This window comes from Microbacterium testaceum, from assembly GCF_003075375.1.
GTDB lineage: Bacteria > Actinomycetota > Actinomycetes > Actinomycetales > Microbacteriaceae > Microbacterium > Microbacterium testaceum_E.
Window position 1 is genome coordinate 1 of the sequence record NZ_QDFT01000053.1, and the last position, 16,411, is coordinate 16,411.

25 protein-coding genes and 1 pseudogene are annotated in these 16,411 nt (G+C 72.1%); 13 read left to right on the forward strand and 13 right to left on the reverse strand.

Features of this window, described 5'->3' with window-relative positions:
• The 3 genes from DC432_RS14295 to DC432_RS14305 all read left to right on the forward strand — a co-directional run.
• A partial coding sequence (locus DC432_RS14295; RefSeq protein ID WP_207770835.1) for a peptide-methionine (R)-S-oxide reductase occupies window positions 1-264 on the forward strand: 264 nt, incomplete at its 5' end.
• A 44-nt stretch (window positions 265-308) separates the two neighbouring features.
• Window positions 309-863, forward strand: coding sequence for a peptide-methionine (S)-S-oxide reductase MsrA (msrA, locus tag DC432_RS14300; RefSeq protein ID WP_116538447.1), 555 nt, complete (start codon window positions 309-311; stop codon window positions 861-863).
• A gap of 171 nt (window positions 864-1,034) precedes the next feature.
• Entirely contained in the window at window positions 1,035-2,270 is a 1,236-nt protein-coding gene (locus DC432_RS14305; RefSeq protein WP_116538448.1) for an NAD(P)/FAD-dependent oxidoreductase, read from the forward strand.
• A gap of 6 nt (window positions 2,271-2,276) precedes the next feature.
• Here DC432_RS14305 and DC432_RS14310 read toward each other — a convergent pair whose 3' ends face one another.
• From DC432_RS14310 to DC432_RS14320, 3 genes are read right to left on the reverse strand one after another with little or no spacing between them, the layout of a single operon-like run.
• Complete coding sequence (locus DC432_RS14310) at window positions 2,277-2,777, reverse strand: GNAT family N-acetyltransferase (RefSeq protein ID WP_116538449.1); 501 nt, start codon at window positions 2,775-2,777, stop codon at window positions 2,277-2,279.
• 28 nt (window positions 2,778-2,805) lie between these two features.
• Window positions 2,806-3,759, reverse strand: a complete 954-nt coding sequence (locus DC432_RS14315) for a dipeptidase (protein ID WP_116538450.1) — start codon at window positions 3,757-3,759, stop codon at window positions 2,806-2,808.
• The gene (locus DC432_RS14320; RefSeq protein ID WP_116538451.1) at window positions 3,759-4,514 is read right to left on the reverse strand and encodes a sulfurtransferase; all 756 of its coding nucleotides are present in this window, start codon (window positions 4,512-4,514) and stop codon (window positions 3,759-3,761) included. The genes DC432_RS14315 and DC432_RS14320 overlap by 1 nt, the downstream gene beginning before the upstream one ends.
• 129 nt (window positions 4,515-4,643) lie before the next feature.
• Here DC432_RS14320 and DC432_RS14325 point away from each other — a divergent pair, with 129 nt between their 5' ends.
• The 4 genes from DC432_RS14325 to DC432_RS14340 all read left to right on the forward strand — a co-directional run bounded on the left by DC432_RS14325 (window position 4,644) and on the right by DC432_RS14340 (window position 7,189).
• Entirely contained in the window at window positions 4,644-5,426 is a 783-nt protein-coding gene (locus tag DC432_RS14325) for a glycosyltransferase (RefSeq protein ID WP_116538452.1), read from the forward strand.
• Window positions 5,423-6,256 carry an endonuclease/exonuclease/phosphatase family protein gene (locus tag DC432_RS14330; protein WP_116538453.1) on the forward strand — a complete coding sequence of 278 codons (834 nt, stop codon included), beginning with the start codon at window positions 5,423-5,425 and terminating at the stop codon, window positions 6,254-6,256. The genes DC432_RS14325 and DC432_RS14330 overlap by 4 nt, the downstream gene beginning before the upstream one ends.
• Window positions 6,257-6,317: 61 nt before the next feature.
• On the forward strand, window positions 6,318-6,893 hold the full coding sequence (locus tag DC432_RS14335; RefSeq protein ID WP_243393146.1) for a hypothetical protein: 576 nt from the start codon (window positions 6,318-6,320) through the stop codon (window positions 6,891-6,893).
• 80 nt (window positions 6,894-6,973) lie between these two features.
• A complete protein-coding gene (locus tag DC432_RS14340; RefSeq protein WP_108317690.1) occupies window positions 6,974-7,189 on the forward strand; it encodes a DUF2945 domain-containing protein in 216 nt (71 codons plus the stop codon).
• Window positions 7,190-7,285: 96 nt separating this feature from the next.
• Here DC432_RS14340 and DC432_RS14345 read toward each other — a convergent pair whose 3' ends face one another.
• Together DC432_RS14345 and DC432_RS14350 are read right to left on the reverse strand one after the other, a co-directional pair.
• Window positions 7,286-8,725, reverse strand: coding sequence for a cryptochrome/photolyase family protein (locus DC432_RS14345; protein WP_165801283.1), 1,440 nt, complete (start codon window positions 8,723-8,725; stop codon window positions 7,286-7,288).
• Entirely contained in the window at window positions 8,722-8,877 is a 156-nt protein-coding gene (locus DC432_RS14350) for a DUF2256 domain-containing protein (protein WP_108317688.1), read from the reverse strand. Before DC432_RS14350 ends, DC432_RS14345 begins: the two co-directional genes overlap by 4 nt.
• Window positions 8,878-8,989: 112 nt before the next feature.
• Between DC432_RS14350 and DC432_RS16515 the strand changes: the two genes are divergently transcribed.
• Window positions 8,990-9,136, forward strand: coding sequence for a hypothetical protein (locus DC432_RS16515; protein WP_165801284.1), 147 nt, complete (start codon window positions 8,990-8,992; stop codon window positions 9,134-9,136).
• Window positions 9,137-9,182: 46 nt separating this feature from the next.
• Here the strand turns inward: DC432_RS16515 and DC432_RS14355 are convergent, their stop codons facing one another.
• Both DC432_RS14355 and DC432_RS14360 read right to left on the reverse strand, forming a co-directional pair.
• Complete coding sequence (locus tag DC432_RS14355) at window positions 9,183-9,674, reverse strand: pyridoxamine 5'-phosphate oxidase family protein (RefSeq protein ID WP_116538456.1); 492 nt, start codon at window positions 9,672-9,674, stop codon at window positions 9,183-9,185.
• Between the two features lie 52 nt (window positions 9,675-9,726).
• Window positions 9,727-10,077 carry a biopolymer transporter Tol gene (locus tag DC432_RS14360; RefSeq protein WP_116538457.1) on the reverse strand — a complete coding sequence of 117 codons (351 nt, stop codon included), beginning with the start codon at window positions 10,075-10,077 and terminating at the stop codon, window positions 9,727-9,729.
• Between the two features lie 229 nt (window positions 10,078-10,306).
• On the opposite strand from DC432_RS14360, the gene DC432_RS14365 reads away from it, so the two are divergent.
• From DC432_RS14365 to DC432_RS14375, 3 genes are all read left to right on the forward strand, one after another.
• The gene (locus tag DC432_RS14365; protein ID WP_108317685.1) at window positions 10,307-10,591 is read left to right on the forward strand and encodes a hypothetical protein; all 285 of its coding nucleotides are present in this window, start codon (window positions 10,307-10,309) and stop codon (window positions 10,589-10,591) included.
• A gap of 16 nt (window positions 10,592-10,607) precedes the next feature.
• Complete coding sequence (locus DC432_RS14370; RefSeq protein ID WP_013583139.1) at window positions 10,608-10,811, forward strand: cold-shock protein; 204 nt, start codon at window positions 10,608-10,610, stop codon at window positions 10,809-10,811.
• A 133-nt stretch (window positions 10,812-10,944) separates the two neighbouring features.
• Window positions 10,945-12,150 carry a fatty acid desaturase family protein gene (locus tag DC432_RS14375; protein ID WP_420196534.1) on the forward strand — a complete coding sequence of 402 codons (1,206 nt, stop codon included), beginning with the start codon at window positions 10,945-10,947 and terminating at the stop codon, window positions 12,148-12,150.
• 63 nt (window positions 12,151-12,213) lie between these two features.
• On the opposite strand, the gene DC432_RS14380 is transcribed toward DC432_RS14375, so the two are convergent.
• Entirely contained in the window at window positions 12,214-12,717 is a 504-nt protein-coding gene (locus DC432_RS14380) for a metallophosphoesterase family protein (RefSeq protein ID WP_116538459.1), read from the reverse strand.
• 94 nt (window positions 12,718-12,811) lie between these two features.
• Between DC432_RS14380 and DC432_RS14385 the strand changes: the two genes are divergently transcribed.
• Window positions 12,812-13,204 carry a DUF3054 domain-containing protein gene (locus DC432_RS14385; RefSeq protein ID WP_116538460.1) on the forward strand — a complete coding sequence of 131 codons (393 nt, stop codon included), beginning with the start codon at window positions 12,812-12,814 and terminating at the stop codon, window positions 13,202-13,204.
• A gap of 31 nt (window positions 13,205-13,235) precedes the next feature.
• Here DC432_RS14385 and DC432_RS14390 read toward each other — a convergent pair whose 3' ends face one another.
• The 4 genes from DC432_RS14390 to DC432_RS14405 all read right to left on the reverse strand — a co-directional run bounded on the left by DC432_RS14390 (window position 13,236) and on the right by DC432_RS14405 (window position 15,735).
• Window positions 13,236-13,754, reverse strand: coding sequence for a glycine cleavage system protein R (locus DC432_RS14390; protein WP_116538461.1), 519 nt, complete (start codon window positions 13,752-13,754; stop codon window positions 13,236-13,238).
• 25 nt (window positions 13,755-13,779) lie between these two features.
• Window positions 13,780-15,027 (reverse strand): MFS transporter, encoded by a 1,248-nt coding sequence (locus tag DC432_RS14395; RefSeq protein WP_116538462.1) that lies wholly within the window; start codon window positions 15,025-15,027, stop codon window positions 13,780-13,782.
• Window positions 15,028-15,148: 121 nt separating this feature from the next.
• Complete coding sequence (locus DC432_RS14400) at window positions 15,149-15,364, reverse strand: SCO4848 family membrane protein (protein WP_116538463.1); 216 nt, start codon at window positions 15,362-15,364, stop codon at window positions 15,149-15,151.
• A gap of 29 nt (window positions 15,365-15,393) precedes the next feature.
• Complete coding sequence (locus DC432_RS14405) at window positions 15,394-15,735, reverse strand: TraR/DksA family transcriptional regulator (RefSeq protein ID WP_108319559.1); 342 nt, start codon at window positions 15,733-15,735, stop codon at window positions 15,394-15,396.
• Window positions 15,736-15,787: 52 nt separating this feature from the next.
• Here DC432_RS14405 and DC432_RS14410 point away from each other — a divergent pair, with 52 nt between their 5' ends.
• The gene (locus tag DC432_RS14410; RefSeq protein WP_116538464.1) at window positions 15,788-16,132 is read left to right on the forward strand and encodes a DUF2834 domain-containing protein; all 345 of its coding nucleotides are present in this window, start codon (window positions 15,788-15,790) and stop codon (window positions 16,130-16,132) included.
• Between the two features lie 23 nt (window positions 16,133-16,155).
• Here the strand turns inward: DC432_RS14410 and DC432_RS14415 are convergent.
• A pseudogene (locus DC432_RS14415) lies at window positions 16,156-16,411 on the reverse strand (NAD(P)-dependent oxidoreductase); the annotation flags it as partial.

A 16,411-nucleotide genomic window follows, 5' to 3' on the forward strand; every position in this document is an offset into this window, starting at 1 on the left:
CCACAGGGTCCGSTCACCAAGCCCATCGACGACGCCGCCGTCGTCGAGAAGAAGGACCGGACCCTGTGGATGACGCGCACCGAGGTGCGCTCGTCGGGCGCCGACAGCCACCTGGGTCACGTCTTCGACGACGGCCCCCGCCAGGCCGGCGGACTGAGATACTGCATGAACTCGGCCGCGCTGCGCTTCGTGCCGGTCGCCGACCTCGAGTTCGAGGGCTACGGCGCCTTCCTCGCGCTGTTCCGCGAGAGCCGGGCCTCATGAACCTCTTCTCCCTCTTCACCCGTGACCGCAAAAGGAGCGACACCATGACCAGCGGACCTTCCGACACCGGCGAGATCACCCGCCGTCCCGGCACCGAGACCGCCGTCCTCGCGGGCGGCTGCTTCTGGGGTGTCGAGGACCTGATCCGCCGCCAGCCCGGCGTGCTCGACACGCGCGTCGGCTACACCGGCGGTCAGAACGACCACGCGACGTACCGCAACCACCCCGGTCACGCCGAGGCCGTCGAGATCGTCTTCGACCCCACCCGGACGTCGTACCGCGACATCCTCGCGTTCTTCTTCCAGATCCACGACCCGTCGACGCTGAACCGTCAGGGCAACGACATCGGCACGAGCTACCGCTCGGCCATCTTCCCGCTCTCGCCCGAGCAGGAGAAGATCGCGCGCGACACCATCGCCGACGTCGACGCCTCGGGCATCTGGCCCGCGAAGGTCGTCACCACGATCGAGGCCGAGGCTCCCTTCTGGGAGGCCGAGCCCGAGCACCAGGACTACCTGATCCGCATCCCCAACGGCTACACGTGCCACTTCGTACGTCCCGGTTGGGTGCTGCCCAAGCGCGAGCAGGCCTCGGCGTAATCCCCTTCGGAGGGCCCGGATGCCACGGCATCCGGGCCCTCCGTCTCTGTCGAGCGTCCAGAACACGCCGTCCGTCGCCGACGCGATGCGGCGTGTCGTGGACGGTCGACGCACGGGGCGGGGGGCCGCAACCCCGGGGGCGGGGGTCGAGGTGCTTCGTAGGCTTCCCGCATGAGCGAGTACGACGTGATCGTGGTCGGGGCGGGTCTGGCCGGGCTGCGCGCCGCCACCCGGCTCGCCGAAGCAGGTCGCGACGTCGTCCTGCTCGAGGCCGGCGACGAGGTGGGCGGGCGCGAGCGCACGGACGTCGTCGACGGCTTCCGCCTCGACCTCGGCTTCCACGTGCTGAACCCCGCGTACCCGGCGATCCGTCGATGGGTCGACGTCGACGCCCTCGCGCTGCGGCGCTTCCCCGTCGCGGTCGGCGTGCGGCTCGACGACCGTCTCGCGCGCCTGGCGCATCCGCTGCGCCACCCCTCGTCGATCCCCGCGTCGTTGCGCAGCGGCCTGGTGCGGCCGGCGGACGTCCTCGCCCTGGCCCGCTGGGCGGGACCTACCGTCGTGTCGGCCCGGAGCGCGAAGACCGGACCGGACCGTCCGCTCGCCGAGGCGTGGGATCGCGCGGGCCTGCGCGGGCCGCTGCGCGAGAGTGTGCTCGAGCCGTTCCTGGCGGGCGTGCTCGCCGACGACCGGCAGCAGACCTCCGACGCCTTCGTCCGCCTGCTCGTGCGCAGCTTCGCCCTCGGGCGCCCGGGCGTCCCCGCCGCGGGGATCGGCGCCCTCCCCGCCCAGCTCGCCGACACCGCCCGCCGCGCGGGGGTCGGCATCCGTCTCGGTCACCGCGTGGTGTCGACCCGCCGACGAGCGCGCGGCTGGCACGTCGGGATCGACGGACGGGATGCCGTGACCGCTCGTTCCGTGATCGTGGCGACCGGGCCGGACCCCGCTCTCGACGTGCCGCTTCCGCCGTCGCGCGGCCTGCGGACGTGGTGGTTCGCCGTCGACCGGGCGCCGAGCGACGACGCCGCCCTGCGGGTCGACGGCCGCCGACGCGGACCGATCGTCAACACCGCGGTGATGACGAACACCGCACCCACCTACGCCCCACGCGGCCAGCACCTGGTGCAGGCGACCTGCGTGCTGCCCTCGGACGCCCCCGAGGACGTCGTGCGGCGGCAGCTGTCCGAGATGTGGGATGCCGACACCCGGCCGTGGCGCCTGCTGCGCCGAGACGACGTCGTCGGCGCCCTGCCCGCGCAGGACCCGCCGCTGCGCCTGCGTCGGCCCGTCCGTCTCGGGGACGGGCGCTACGTCGCCGGGGACCACCGCGACACCGCGTCGATCCAGGGTGCCCTCGTCTCGGGTCAGCGCGCGGCCGAGGCGGTGCTGTCCGATCTCGCGCGGTGACGCGCGCTACGCGCGGGCGGCGAGCGCGGTCAGCGCCTCGCCGGTCACGCGGCGCGTGGTCCACTCCTCCATCGCCTGGGCCCCGAGCGCGCGATAGAACCCGATCGCGGGCTCGTTCCAGTCGAGCACGGTCCACTCGAGCCGCGGGTAGCCCTTGTCGACGCACTCCCCCGCCAGGGCGGCCAGCAGGGCGACGCCGTAGCCGTTCGCGCGGAACCGCTCGTGGACGTAGAGGTCCTCGAGCCAGATGCCGTGACGCCCGGTCCACGTCGAGTAGGTGAGGAACCAGATCGCGATCGCGCGGATCTCGCCGTCGCCGCCGTCCACCACGAAGGCGAAGGCACGGGGGTCGTCGCCGAACAGCGTCGCGGCGATCATCTCGGCCGTGTTGTCGACGGCATCCGGTTCGCGTTCGTAGTCGGCGAGGGCCTGGATGCAGGCGAGGATGCCGGTCTCGTCGCCGCGTCGGGCGGGGCGCAGCTCGGCGCCGTCGGTGAGGGTGGTCATGCTCCGAGGCTATCGAGCGGCCCCGCGGTCAGCCCAGCGGCTCCCAGCTCTGCCGCGCGACGCGGCGGAAGTTGCCGCCGAGCACGGCGGCGATATCGGTGTCGGCCCAGCCCCGCTGCCGCAGGGCCGCGCCCAGTCCGATGAACGTCTCGGGCGGCATCCATTCGACCGGACCCCACGCGGTGTAGCTGGCGTCGTACAGCTCGGGACTCGACGCGAGTTCGACGCGGAAGGTCTGCCAGTCGAACGAGAAGTCGGTGCTGACGCCGACGTGCGCGATCCCGACCAGCTCGACGGCGTACTCGAGGTGGCGCGCCATCGCCTCGAGCGTCGGGGTGTTGGGCCCCAGGAAGATCCCGACGCCCGTGATGCCGACCACCCCGCCGGTGTCGGCCGCCGCGCGCGCCTGGTCGTCGGTGAGGTTGCGCGGGTGCTCCCACACGCCCCGCATGTTCGAGTGGCTGAACACCACGGGGCGCGAGGACGCGGCGCAGATGTCCATCGAGGTGCGCGCGCCGACGTGCGAGCCGTCCGGCACCATCCCCGACCGGTTCAGCTCGTGCACGAGGTCGCGCCCCCAGGGGGTGAGCCCCTCGTCGACGGGGTCGAGGCAGCCGCCGCCGACGGCGTTGGCGTGGTTGTAGACGGGTCCGAGCGTGCGAACGCCCGCGGCAACGAGTCGGGCGACCGCGTCGAGGTCGCCGCCGAGGGGACCGGCGTCCTCGAGATCGAACACCACGGCGGTGTCGCCCGCCGCGGCGATCCGGTCGACGTCGTCGACCGACGCGGCGAGCGCCAGGCCGTCGATCCGCTCGACCTGCGCGCGGAAGGCATCGAGGAGGGACGCCGTGAGCGCCGGCGGGTGCGGCGAGAAGCCGACGTTCAGCGACACCAACCCGCCGCCCGCGGGGCGGTAGCGGTGCAGTTCGCTCAGGTCGGCGGTCTCGACGAGTTCGGCGCAGGCGTGCTGGTCCCAGAGCATCAGGCGGCGGCCTGCTCGCGCGATGACGACACCGGGGCGAGCGCGACGTCCAGCGCCTCGCGTCCGTCGAAGACGAAGCAGCCGCCGTCCCAGTGCGCACCGCCCTGCTCCTCGAACCAGCCGAGGATGCCCCCGTCGAGCTGGTAGGCGTCGATCCCCTCGTCGCGCAGGTGCAGCGCGGCCTTCTCGCACCGGATGCCGCCGGTGCAGAACGTCACGACCGTCTTGCCCTCGAGGTCGTCGCGGTGGGCGCCCGCGGCATCCGGGAACTGCGTGAAGCGCTCGATGCGCCAATCCTGCGCGCCGACGAAGGTGCCGTAGTCGACCTCGAACGCGTTGCGGGTGTCGACGAGCACGACCTCGCGGCCCTGATCGTCGGCGCCGCGGTCGAGCCAGCGCCGCAGGGTGGCGGGCGCGACCGCCGGGGCGCGGCCGTCCTGGGGGCGCACCTCGGGCCGGTCCATGCGGATGATCTCGCGCTTGACCTTCACCAGCAGCCGCCCGAAGGGCACCGTGTCCGACCAGCTCTCCTTCGCGCGCAACGGCGCGAAGCGCGGGTCGGCCCGCAGTGCGTCGAGGAACCCGCGCACCGCGTCCGCCCCGCCGGCCAGGAACAGATTGATCCCCTCGCCGGCGAGCAGGATCGTCCCACGCAGTCCGGCCGTCGCGGCGCGCGAGCGCAGCTCGTCGCGCAGGGCGGCGGGGTCGTCGATGCGCGTGAACAGGTACGCCGAGACGTTCAGGACGGATGCCATGGCATCCACCCTACGAAACGAGCGCGGCGCCCCCGCTCGTGCTTCGGCGTCGAGACACGCAGGCGTCAAGCCGGGAAACGCCCGCGCCGCATCGCCTAGCGTGGGAAGCACTCGTCCCCGGGAGGAAGCGTGCCCCACGACCCCGCGCCAGCGGTCACGACCGTGTCGGTCGTCATCCCCGTCCGCGACGACGCGTCTCACCTGCGCCGCTGTCTCGCCGCCCTGAGCCGGCAGACCCTTCGCCCCGACGAGATCGTCGTGGTCGACAACGACTCCTCGGACGACAGCGCGAGCGTCGCCCGCGACGCCGGAGCCCGCGTGGTGTTCTGCGGCGAGCGCGGCATCCCCGCCGCCGCCGCGACGGGCTACGACGCCGCCCGCGGCGAGCTGATCCTGCGTCTCGACGCCGACAGCATCCCCGAACCGACCTGGGTGCGGAGCATGGTCGACGCCTTCGCGGACGACGCCGTGGATGCCGTCAGCGGCGGTGCCGTGTTCCACGACGGTCCCGCGGCGCAGCGCGTGGGGATGGCGCGGGCCTTCCTCGGCACCTACGCCGCGTTCGCCACCCCCGCTCTCGGCCACGCCCCGCTGTGGGGCTCGAACATGGCGTTCCGCCGCAGCGCCTGGCGCGACGTGCGCGACGAGGTGCACCTCGATCCCGAGCTGCACGACGACCTCGACCTGGCGTACCACCTGGGCGTCCGGCACCGCATCGGCATCGTCTCGGGCCGGCACATGCGCGTGTCGTCGCGGACCGTCCAGCCCCGCCGCTTCGCGCGCTGCTTCCGCCGCGGGGCCGGCACGGTGTTCGCCCACTGGCCGGAGGACATCCCCCCGGCCCGGTGGGTGCGCGTGCTGCGGCGACGTCGACGCCGTGGCGACCTGCCGCTCGAGGAGGCCCGCGCGTGAGCGGCGTGCTGTTCCCGACGGTCCGTGCGCCCGAGCTGCACGTGATGAGCTTCAACATCCGTCGACGGTTCGACCGCGTCACCTGGCCGCCCGCCGACCGCTGGCCGATGCGCAAGCAGCGCCTGCGCACGTTCCTGAGCGCCAACAAGCCGCACCTGCTGGGCGCGCAGGAGGCGATGCCCGACCAGGCGCGGTGGGTGCAGGACGCGCTCGGCACGCAGTACGGCCGGGTGGGTCTCGGCCGCGGACCGCGCCGGGACGGCGAGGGAACGCCGCTCTTCTACGACCGGGACCGCCTCGAGGTCGAGGACTGGCGGCAGGTCGCCCTGTCGGACACCCCCGAGCTCGCCGGGTCGACCGGCTGGGGCAACACCATCCCCCGCATCGCCGTCATCGCGCAGCTGCGCGATCTCGAGACGGGTGCGCGATTCACGTTCGTCAACACGCACTTCGACGCGTTCTCGCCGCGGGCGCGCCGCCGGTCGGCGGCTTGGCTGCACGATCTGGCAGCGGCTCGCACGCGACCGCTGCTCTTCACGGCGGACGTCAACGCGCACGTGCGCTCGAGCGAGCTCGAGGCGATGTTCGCCGACGGCGGCCTGATCGACACCTGGTCCGTCGCCCCCGCCCGCCGCACCGCGGAGTGGGGATCGTTCAACAACTATCGGCGACCCAAGCTGGGGGCGCGTCGCATCGACGCGATCCTCGCGAGCCCCGACGTGGGCGTGCGCGCCGTGGGCATCGACCCGCGCCCGACGGGCACGCAGTGGCCGAGCGACCACCTGCCCGTCCAGGCCGTCGTCCGGCTGCCCTCGAGCGCCTCGTCGTGACCGCCGGCATCCGCTCCACCGTGCCCGGTCCCCCCGGGGAGGGATGCCGATGCTCCCCGCGATGATCGCGAATCTCAAGCGACCACCGCGGACCGTCACCGAGTGGCTCGCCGACGCGGTGCGCGCCGGGGCGATCGTCACCACGGTCGTCGCCCTCTTCATCCTGCCGTTCACCGATTTCGCGGTGCTGTCGATGGCCCTGCCGGCGGTCATGCTGGCGCGCATGATCGGTCTGCGCTCGGGCGTGGACCTGTTGACGTGCGCGACCGTGTTCGTCGCGGCCGGCAGCAACGTGATCGACCTGTACCGCGCGTGGACGGGGTGGGACCTCGTCGTGCACGCCCTGTGCACGGGGGTGCTGGCCGCCGTCGCCATGGTGCTGCTCGACGACGGCGGCGTGATCGCGCCGACCGGACGCCGACGCACCCCGATCGTCGTCGCCACGATCGCGGGACTCGCCCTGAGCGCGGTGTGGGAGATGGTCGAGTGGTTCGGCTACCGCTTCATCACCGACGCGATCTTCGTGACGTACGACGACACCATCGGCGACATGATCGCCGGCGGAGCGGGAGCGCTCGCCGCCGGGGTCCTGGCATCGCGGTTCGCGCTCACGCGCCGGGATCGCTCCGCGCTCTGACCGCCGGCCGACGTGTCAATCCCCCGAGGCGCCCCACCGCGCCCCGACAGCATGGGCGCACGCCAACGGAAGGATGAACGATGTCGAAAGATCTGTCGAAGGGCGACCGCGTCAGCTGGGACACGCCCCAGGGCAAGACGCAGGGCAAGGTCGTCGAGAAGAAGACCAAGGACTTCCAGCACGACGGACAGAAGTTCACGGCATCCGACGACGATCCCGCCTACATCGTCGAGTCGGAGAAGTCGGGCTCGAAGGCCGCGCACAAGGGGTCGGCGCTCAACAAGCTGAAGAGCTGATCCGCCTCGTCCTCCGACAGGCTCGGCGGAAAGATCCCCGAGCCTGTCGAAGGGGTCGCGGACGACACACCCCGGCAGACGCGCCGCACACCGGGCCTACTCGCGGGCGTCCCGCCGCTTGCGCATCTGCGCCAGGGCCAGCCCCAACCGGTGATTGCCCGCCAGCACGTCCTCGTGCCGCTCGAGGAAATCCCAGTACGCCTCGGTGAAGACCGAGTCTTTGGCGTCCTGCGCGGACGGCCACCACGAACCCATCTTCTGCAGGTACGCCCCGCCCGAGACGTAGGGCTTGGTGGCGACGAAGCCGCCGTCGGCGAACTGGCTCATGCCCATGACGTTGGGCACCATGACCCAGTCGTAGGCGTCGACGAACAGCGCGAGGAACCAGTCGTTCACCTGCCGGGGCGCGTATCCCTGCAGCAGGAACCAGTTGCCCAGCACCATGAGCCGCTCGATGTGGTGGGCGTAGCCCCACCGGTGCACCCGCTCGAGCACCGTGCGCACCGGGATCGGCAGGTCCTTCGGCATCCGCTCGCCCGAGAACCAGTACTTCTGGATGCGCCCGTCGAGGTGCAGGGCGTTGACGTGCTCGAGCTTCGGGTGCGCGCGGTACATGCCGCGCATGTACTCGCGCCAGCCGATCACCTGGCGGATGAACCCCTCGACGGATGCCAGGGGCGCATCGGTCCGGGTCGCCGCGGCCACGACCTCTTCGACGGTCAGCAGGCCGATGTTCAGCATCGGCGAGATGATCGCGTGGAAGAGGAACGGTTCGTCCGCCTTCATCGCGTCCTCGTAGCGACCGAAATCGTGCAGCCGCTCGGCGACGAACACGTCGAGCCAGTCGCGCGAGTCCTCGGGGGTGACCGGCAGCCAGAAGTCCGAGGCGGATCCGGGGTGGTCGGGGTAGCGCTCGTCGACCTCGGCGATCACCGCGCGCGTGATCTCGTCGTGCTCCGGCTGCGGCAGCGGCGGGATCTCGACGCCCTTCTTCGGCAGGGCCTTGCGGTTGTCGGCGTCGAAGTTCCAGCGGCGTCCCGCCGGTTTCCCCCCATCCATCAGGATGCCGGTCCGTCGCCGCTGCCAGTGGTAGAAGTCCTCCATGAGCGGCGTCGGGTGCTCGGCGAACCACCCGTCGACGTCCTCTTCGGGGGTGAGGAAGAGCCCGTCCGACAGGACGTCGGTCTCGACGTCGTGGTCGGCGCAGATCCGCGCGATGCGCTCGTCGACCGGTCGGTTGGGGTCGCTCATCCACGTCAATTCGGTCACGTGGTGGCGGGTCAGCAGCCGCTCGAGTCCCGCCTTGAAGGTCAGGTCGTCCTCGAGAGCGATGCGGCGCACGGTCTTGCCCTCGGCCTCGAGGCGTGCCGCGGTGTGCCGCATGGCCGAGACGAGCAGCACGATCTTGTGCCGGTGGTACGGCAGCTTCGCGAAGCGCGGAGCGGACTCGATGAAGAAGAACTCCCGGATGCCGTCGTCGGCGTAGGCGGGATGCTCCGCGAACTGCTGCGTGGCGAGGATCAGCGCGGCCCTCATGCCCGCCGCCTCTGCGCCGCGGCCTTCGCCCGGCATCCTCTCGAGCAGTAGAGGACCTGGTCCCACTGGTCGCGCCCGCTCCAGCGCTTGCGATCGGTGAAGGGCCGGCCGCAGTAAGCGCAGGGCTTGGAGCGCACCTCGGGTCGTGACATGCCGTCATCGTCGCAAACGGGGCGTCGACGGATCGGGGGCTTGCGCTCTCACAGGACCGGGGTGTGCGCAAGGCCCGCGCGCGCCTCGGCGGGCGCGTGGTGTGCTGCGGCCATGGACACCTCACCGCACCGCGAACCCGACACCGCCGACCAGCCCGACGAGCTCGAGACCGCCGACGCCCCCGTCGTCGGCGCGAGCGACATCCCCGACACCACCGACGACGACGACGCTCCCGTCGACAACCCCTCGGGCGGCTGAACGGAGGTCGGGCCCCACCTCGATCCGGGGCGGGGCCCGACGACGCTCACTCGGGCAGGTCGAACTTCTCGTTCTCGCCGCCGCGCGGCCGCTCGCCCGTGACCTTCGATGTCACCAGCGCGACAGCGGTGGCGATGCGTCCGCCGGCGCTCCCCCAGTACTCGCCACTCAGGGCGGACACCTTCAGCAGCGTGACGCCCGGGGACTCGGGCCCGTCGGGGAACCACGCCTCGACGCTGGTCGACCACAGCTCCTTCAGCTTCGCGAGGTCGTCGACGACCTCGCCCTCGCCCGCGAGCGAGAGCCAGGTGCCGTCGGTGCTGAACGACAGCCCGACCTGGGGGTCGCGTCGCACGTGTTCGACGGCCGACGCGTGGGTGCCGACGATGAACCAGAGGTCGCCGTCCGACTCGGTCTCCTGCACGGTCAGCGGGTGCGCGTGCAGGGCGCCGTCCTCGGCGCGCGTGGTGACCATCGCGAAGCGGAACTTCTTGAGCAGTTCGTTGAGCTTGTCCAGCTCGGGGGTGGTGGCGGTCATGACGCTCCTTCTTGTCGAGACCCTCAGCCCATCCGCCCGCGCGGGTGCGGCGCTACGCGTTGACGTCGGCCGATGGATCTGCTCTCGGCGGGGCGACCCGATCGAGCTCCGCGAGGGCCTCTCGCGCCCGCTGCAGCCGCGCGGGCACGTCGTCGTCCCACCACCGCGGTCCGCGTTCCCCCAGGCCCGCTTTGGCCAGCCCCACCCGGTGCCGGGCGGCGGCGGTCCCCTCCTCGTCATCGGCGCCCCTGGTCGTCCGCACGGCGGCACGCGCCCGGCCCAGGTGCGATCGCAGTCGGGCCGCGATCTCGCCCGGTAGCTCCGGGTCGGTGCGCCGCCACCGGCGCCCGTTCACGACCAGCCAGCGTTCGTCTGCGGCGGGGTCCTCGGTTCCGGATGCCATGCCCCCAGTCCACCCCCGCGTCGCCGCCCGCGAAACTCCCCGGCGAACGTCCGGTCATCCGTGCTACCGTGAGGCTATTCGTTCTGGGACCTGCTTCATCGACGCCCGCCTCATCGCTGAGATGCCGGGCGCACGGCGCCGAGCCGTTTCCGACAGCGTTCCCTCCCTCAATCATCGCGTGCCTTGCTCGACGGCATCCGCCCTCGCGTCGCACTCGCGGAAAGTTTCTGTGTCTCTGCTTCACCCTTCGCCACTGTCGTGGCGTCAGGCCGATCTCGACGTCTTCGTCGCGACGGCCGGATCCGACTACGCCGGTTTCGTCGGCGCGGCCACCTCGGGCTACGAAGCCCAGGGTCCGCTCGGCGAGAACCTCGGCGTCCACGCGTCCGTCGAGACGGCTCAGGCCGCCGTCGACGGACATCGCGTCCGCGTCACCGACTCGGTGCCGCGGCGTCCCCGTCCGCTCCGCGTGCGTCGGGGCGGCACCCACGGTCGCATCTGCGGCCCAACATGAATAAAGGAAGAACACGATGGCCACTGGCACCGTGAAATGGTTCAACTCCGAAAAGGGCTACGGCTTCATCGCTCCCGATGACGGCTCGGCCGACCTGTTCGCGCACTTCAGCGCGATCCAGGGCAACGGCTTCAAGGAGCTCACCGAGGCTCAGAAGGTCGAATTCGACGCCGAGCAGGGCCCCAAGGGCATGCAGGCGGCGAACATCCGCCCCCTCTGAGCTCCGCTCCCCCCGCAAGCCGGGTGCGTCGCCTCGCGACGCCCCGGCTTGTGTCGTTCCCGGGCGCGGACGGGATCCGATGTTTCCGTTTCCCGTGAGGCTGCTGGACATGTGGACGTATGCCGGGTCGTCCATACGGCGCCCCGTAGTGTGGGCCTCAGCCCGGGGTAGCCGCCCCGGCTCCCGACCACGGTCATCCCGATCCGAGGAGCAGTCCATCGCTTCCACCATCGTCGAGTCCCGCCTCGGCCCCGTTCGCCAGACCTACTCCGGCACGACGGAATTCCCCCCCATCACCAAGGCCTACACAGAGTTGTCCCAGGTCGTCCGCGAGAGCGGATTGCTGGTGCGCACCCCCGTCTTCTACGCCGTCGTGGCGAGCGCGATCGTGCTCGGTTTCGCCGGCTGCGTGACCGGATTCATCCTGCTCGGCGACAGCTGGTTCCAGCTGTTCATCGCGGCGGCGCTCGGCATCCTGTTCACGCAGGTGGCGTTCCTCGCCCACGAGGCCGCGCACCGCCAGATCTTCGCGTCGGGACCGGCGAACGACCGTCTCGGCCTGTTCATCGGCAACGGCATCGTCGGGATGAGCCGGTCGTGGTGGGCGTCGAAGCACACGCGCCACCACGCCAACCCGAACCGCGTCGACAAGGACCCCGACATCGAGATCGACACGATCTCGTTCCTCGACGTCGACGCCGCCAAGGCGCGCGGCGTGCAGCGCTGGATCACCCAGCGTCAGGGGTACCTGTTCTTCCCCCTGCTGGCGTTCGAGGGCATCAACCTCTACGTGCTGGCGCTGCGCCACCTGTTCTCGCGCGGCGAGATCAAGGGACGCTGGGGCGAGCTAGGCCTGCTGGCCCTGCGCCACGCGATCTTCATCGCGCCGATCTTCATCTTCCTGCCCGTCGGCCTGGCCTTCGCGTTCTTCGGGGTGTCGGTCGCGGTGTTCGGCATCTACATGGGTGCGTCCTTCGCCCCCAACCACAAGGGCATGCCGATCATCGCCCCGGGTGCCAAGCTCGACTTCTTCAGCAAGCAGGTGCGCACCTCCCGCAACATCGCGGGCGGCTGGTGGGCCACCTGGCTCATGGGCGGTCTGAACTACCAGATCGAGCACCACCTCTTCCCGAACATGCCCCGCCCGCACCTGAGCCGTGCGCGCCTCATCGTGCGCGAGCACTGCGAGACGCTGAATGTGCCCTACGTCGAGACGACGCTGCTGCAGTCGTACGGCATCGTCATCGCCTACCTCAACCGCGTGGGCCTCGCCGCCCGCGATCCGTTCGAGTGCCCGATGACCGCATCGACCCGGCACCTCACGGTCGAGAAGGGCTGACCCCTCACCGGGAGCCGTTCGTCCCGAAGGCGTCGCACCCCCGTGGTGCGGCGCCTTCGGCGTTCACGCGCGCGACACCTCGTGTAGGCGCACGTCGTGGATCCCGGCATCCGCGAGGGTGAGGGTCATCATCGTGCACGCGGGCTGGCGACGCCGATCGGTGGGCGACCCGGGGTTCAGCAGGCGCATGCCGCCGGGGGTCGTGGTGTCCCAGGGGATGTGGCTGTGACCGAACACCAGCAGGTCCGTGTCGGGGAAGGCGGCATCCATCCTCTTCTCGCGCCCCGCGGCGGCTCCGGTCTCGTGGACGACGGCCACGCGGACGCCGTCGATGTCCGCGCGGGCGATCTCGGGCAGGCGCTCGCGCAGGGCGGGACCGTCGTTATTGCCCCACACGCCGAGCAGCGGTCCGGACCCGCCGAGTTCGTCGAGCACGCTCTCGTCCACCCAGTCTCCGGCGTGGACGATCAGATCGGCCGCCGCGGCGGCGCGCCGGACATCGTCGGGCAGCGTGCGAGCGCGTCGGGGTACGTGGGTGTCGGCCACGAGCAGCAGGCGGGTCGGCATCGTCCCACGCTAGCGATGCCCCCGGGCGCCCGGGCGGGGCTTGTCGGGTGCGGCCGGGCGACCCCGACCGCGGCGGGCGCGCGAGAATGGAGGGGTGTCGACCTCCCGCCGTCTCCCCGTCCTGACTCTTGTGACGGATGCCGTCCTCGTCGTCGTCTTCGCCGCGATCGGCCGCGCGACGCACGACGGCGCCGTCCTCGGCCCCCTCGGCACCGGTCTGCTGACCACGGTCTGGCCGTTCCTGGCCGCCCTGGCCCTGGGGTGGCTCATCACGGGCGTCTGGCGCGCGCCGCTTGCGCTCGTGCGCACGGGGCTCCCCCTGTGGGCGATCACCGTCGTGCTGGGCGTCATCCTGCGCGCGGCGAGCGGTCAGGGCATCGCGATCGCCTTCGTGATCGTCGCGGCGATCACCCTCGCGGTGTTCCTGCTCGGCTGGCGCGCGATCGCCCTGCTCGTCGTCCGATCGCGGCGACGCGCCACGCGCTGAGACGGCGCGACGGCTCCGATCGGCCTCGGCCTCAGGCCTCGTCGGCGAGAGCGACGTCCACCTGGATCTCGCTCGCGAGACGCTCCAGCTCGGCCACGAGGTCGTCGATGGCGACGTCGGCGGGCACGGTCGCGGTGATGGTGGCCTCGAACAGGCGTCCGCCGGCCATCGCGGCATCCGTGGTCTGCGTCGACATGCGCTCGATGCTCGCCCCGTGCCCGCTCAGCGCCGCCGAGACCTCGCGGACGATGCCGGCACGGTCGTTGCCGACCACGTCGAAGGTCACCGCGCGCGCCGACGCGACGCCCGGCTCGGCCGCCCCCGCGTGGACGGTGACGGTCAGCGTGCCCGCGAGCGACTCGAGCGCGGCGCGCAGGTCGTCGGCGCGGTCGGGGGCGATGGACACCTGGACGATCCCGGCGAAGGCGCCCGCCAGTTCGGCGAGTTCGCTGTTCTCCCAGTTGCCGCCATGGGAGTCGACGATGTCGGCGACCGCGGACACCAGGCCCGCTCGATCGTCGCCGACGACGGTGAGCACGAGGGTGGTCATGCCGACAGCGTAGCCAGCGGACGACTCACGCGGTCGCCGTGGCGGCATCCCACCGTCGTGTCGCGGCGGCGTTGAGCACGGCGGTCGCGAGCACGAGAGCGGCCGCGACGGCGGGCAGGAGCATCGCGGCCTCGACCGAGACGCTCTCGGCGACCGCGCCGGTGATCGCCGACGACAGCGCCTGCGCGAGGGTCAGCGCCGAGGCGAGCAGGGTCATCGTCGAGGCCGACCGCCCGCGCGGCGCGCGGAGCCCGGCGAGGCTGAAGACCGTGACGAGCGAGGGACCGACGCCGATGCCCATGAGGCACAGCACGACCGTGACCGTGACGACCGACCCTCCGACGGTGTACGCGCCCGCCGAGGCCGCCAGAACCGCCGCGAACGCGACGAGCCGCCACCGCAGCGCGAACGCCTCGGGCAGCAGCGCCACGGCCAGCGCGAGCACGGCCGAACCGACACCCATGACGCCGTAGAGCAGGGCTCCCGCCTCGGGAGCGCCCTGCGCCTCCATGAAGGCCGTCAGCGAGGTCAGCGTCGAGCCGAAGAACAAGCCCACGCCGAACACCGCCGCCACCAGCACGGTCAGTCGCGGCCGCAGCAGCTCCCGCGCCGGCGCCATCTCGGCGCGCTCCGCGCGCGCGGGCACGGCGCGCCCCGTCGGGTGCAGGGCGAAGGCCGTGACGAACACGAAGCTCAGCACCGCCGCCCCGGCGATGGGCGCCCACGGGGCGATCAGCGCCGCCAGCACGCCCACGACGAAGGGGCCGATGACGAACGCGGTCTCGTCGGCCGCCGATTCGTAGGCCATCGCACGCGAGAACGTGCGCTCGCGCCGCTCGGGGCGCACGCGCTCGCCGATCAGCGCCATCACGCGACTGCGCGACATCGCCGCGGTCTGCGGACCGGTCAGTCCGATCGCAGCCGCGGCGACCAGCAGCAGGGCGTCGCCCGTGCGCGAGGCGACCACCAGGGGGAAGATCGCGAGCAGGATGCCGTTGGCCAGGCCCACCGGGATGAGCACGCGTCGCTGCCCGAACCGATCGGCGAGGTCGCCCAGCACGGGACCGGCGACGACCACGCCGAGGCCGACGGCGGCCGAGGTGAGACCGCCGAGGGCGACCGAGCCGCGCAGCGCGACGACGATGGCGAGCACGCCGACGGTCATCATGGCGAACGGGAGCCGGGCGATGAACGCGATCGGGAAGTACCAGAACCCCGTGTGGTGCACGAGCGGGCGGTCGAGGACGGCGGATGAGGACGCGGGCAGTGACATGGAGCGGTCTCCGGGAGGCGATGGAACGTGCCGCCTTGCCGGACCGGTAGGTAGGTGCACTCTGTGCGGCGGGACGATCCCGCGTCACCATTCTACCGCGGGTGGCGAACCGCCGCCCGGGTCACGACACGAGCGCGACGACGGCGGCGATCACCGACGCCAGAGCCAGCACGAGGGCGATCGCGATGAGCACCGTGTGGACGATCAGGAACGCCGTCGGCTTGCCCGCGGCATCCCGCGCCCGGGGGTCTTTCGCGATGCGGGGGTAGAAACGCGGCCAGACGACCGCGTTGAAGAGGGCGTTGGCGAACAGCAGGACGATCAGGAGCGGTTCCACCCCCCGAGCCTAAAGGTCACCCGCCGCTCTCAGGTCGCGCACGCGATGCAGCGGCGGGCGAACGGGCGCGCCTCGAGCCGCGCTTCGGCGATCGGACGCCCGCACGCCTCGCAGGTGCCGTAGACACCGGATGCCACGCGCTCGCGCGCGGCGCGGATCTCGTCGCGCTCCGCCTCGGCCCCGCGGCGCAGCGCGTCGACCTGCGCCCACTCCCCCGAGAGCGTCGACCCCTCGGGATCGTGCTCGTCGTCGGCGGTCGCGTCGGCCCGGTCGTGGCGCAGGCTGTCGTCGTCCTCGCGCAACCGGGCCAGGCGCGCCTCGACCTCGCGCGCGCGGTCGTCGAGCATGCGTGTCGCGGTGGTGGCATCCATGGTGCGACGCTAGCCCCCTCCTCCGACATCGGGGGCCGGGCAGGATCGGCTCATGAGCGAGCTCCGACGCCACTGGACACCGACCGCCGTGGCGTACCTCGTCCTGTCCGTCGCCGGACTCGTGGGCACGTGGATCTTCAACGCCTTCGCGATCGTGCAGATGCGCGACTTCATCGGCGACCTCGTCTCGAGCGGTCCCGCGGTGTCGTCCATCACCGTGGACCTGCTGGTCGTGGCGATCGCGGGCAGCATCTTCATCCTCGTCGAGGGCCGACGTCTCGGCATGCGCTTCGCATGGGTGTACGTGGTGCTGTCGGGCCTGACGGCCTTCGCGTTCACGCTCCCCCTCTTCCTCGCGATGCGTCAGCGCCGGCTGACCGCCCGAGCCGCGGTCTGACGGCCGAGCGTGATCGCCGCGGGTCAGCGCGAGGCGAGCCCCTCGCGCAGCCCGTCGATCAGCGGGGTCGTCGGGCGGCCGATGATGCGGGCCAGGGCGCCGTCCGTCTGCGAGAGCGCCCCGCGGGCGATCGCGTCGTCGATGCCGGCGACGAACGCCGCCGTCCCGGCATCCAGTCCCGCCGCCTCGAGGCCCGCCGCCAGCTGGTCGACGGTCACCGCGGTGTAGGTCACCGGGCGGCCCAGCACCTCGCCCGCCGCGGCGGGCGAGGTGCTGGGC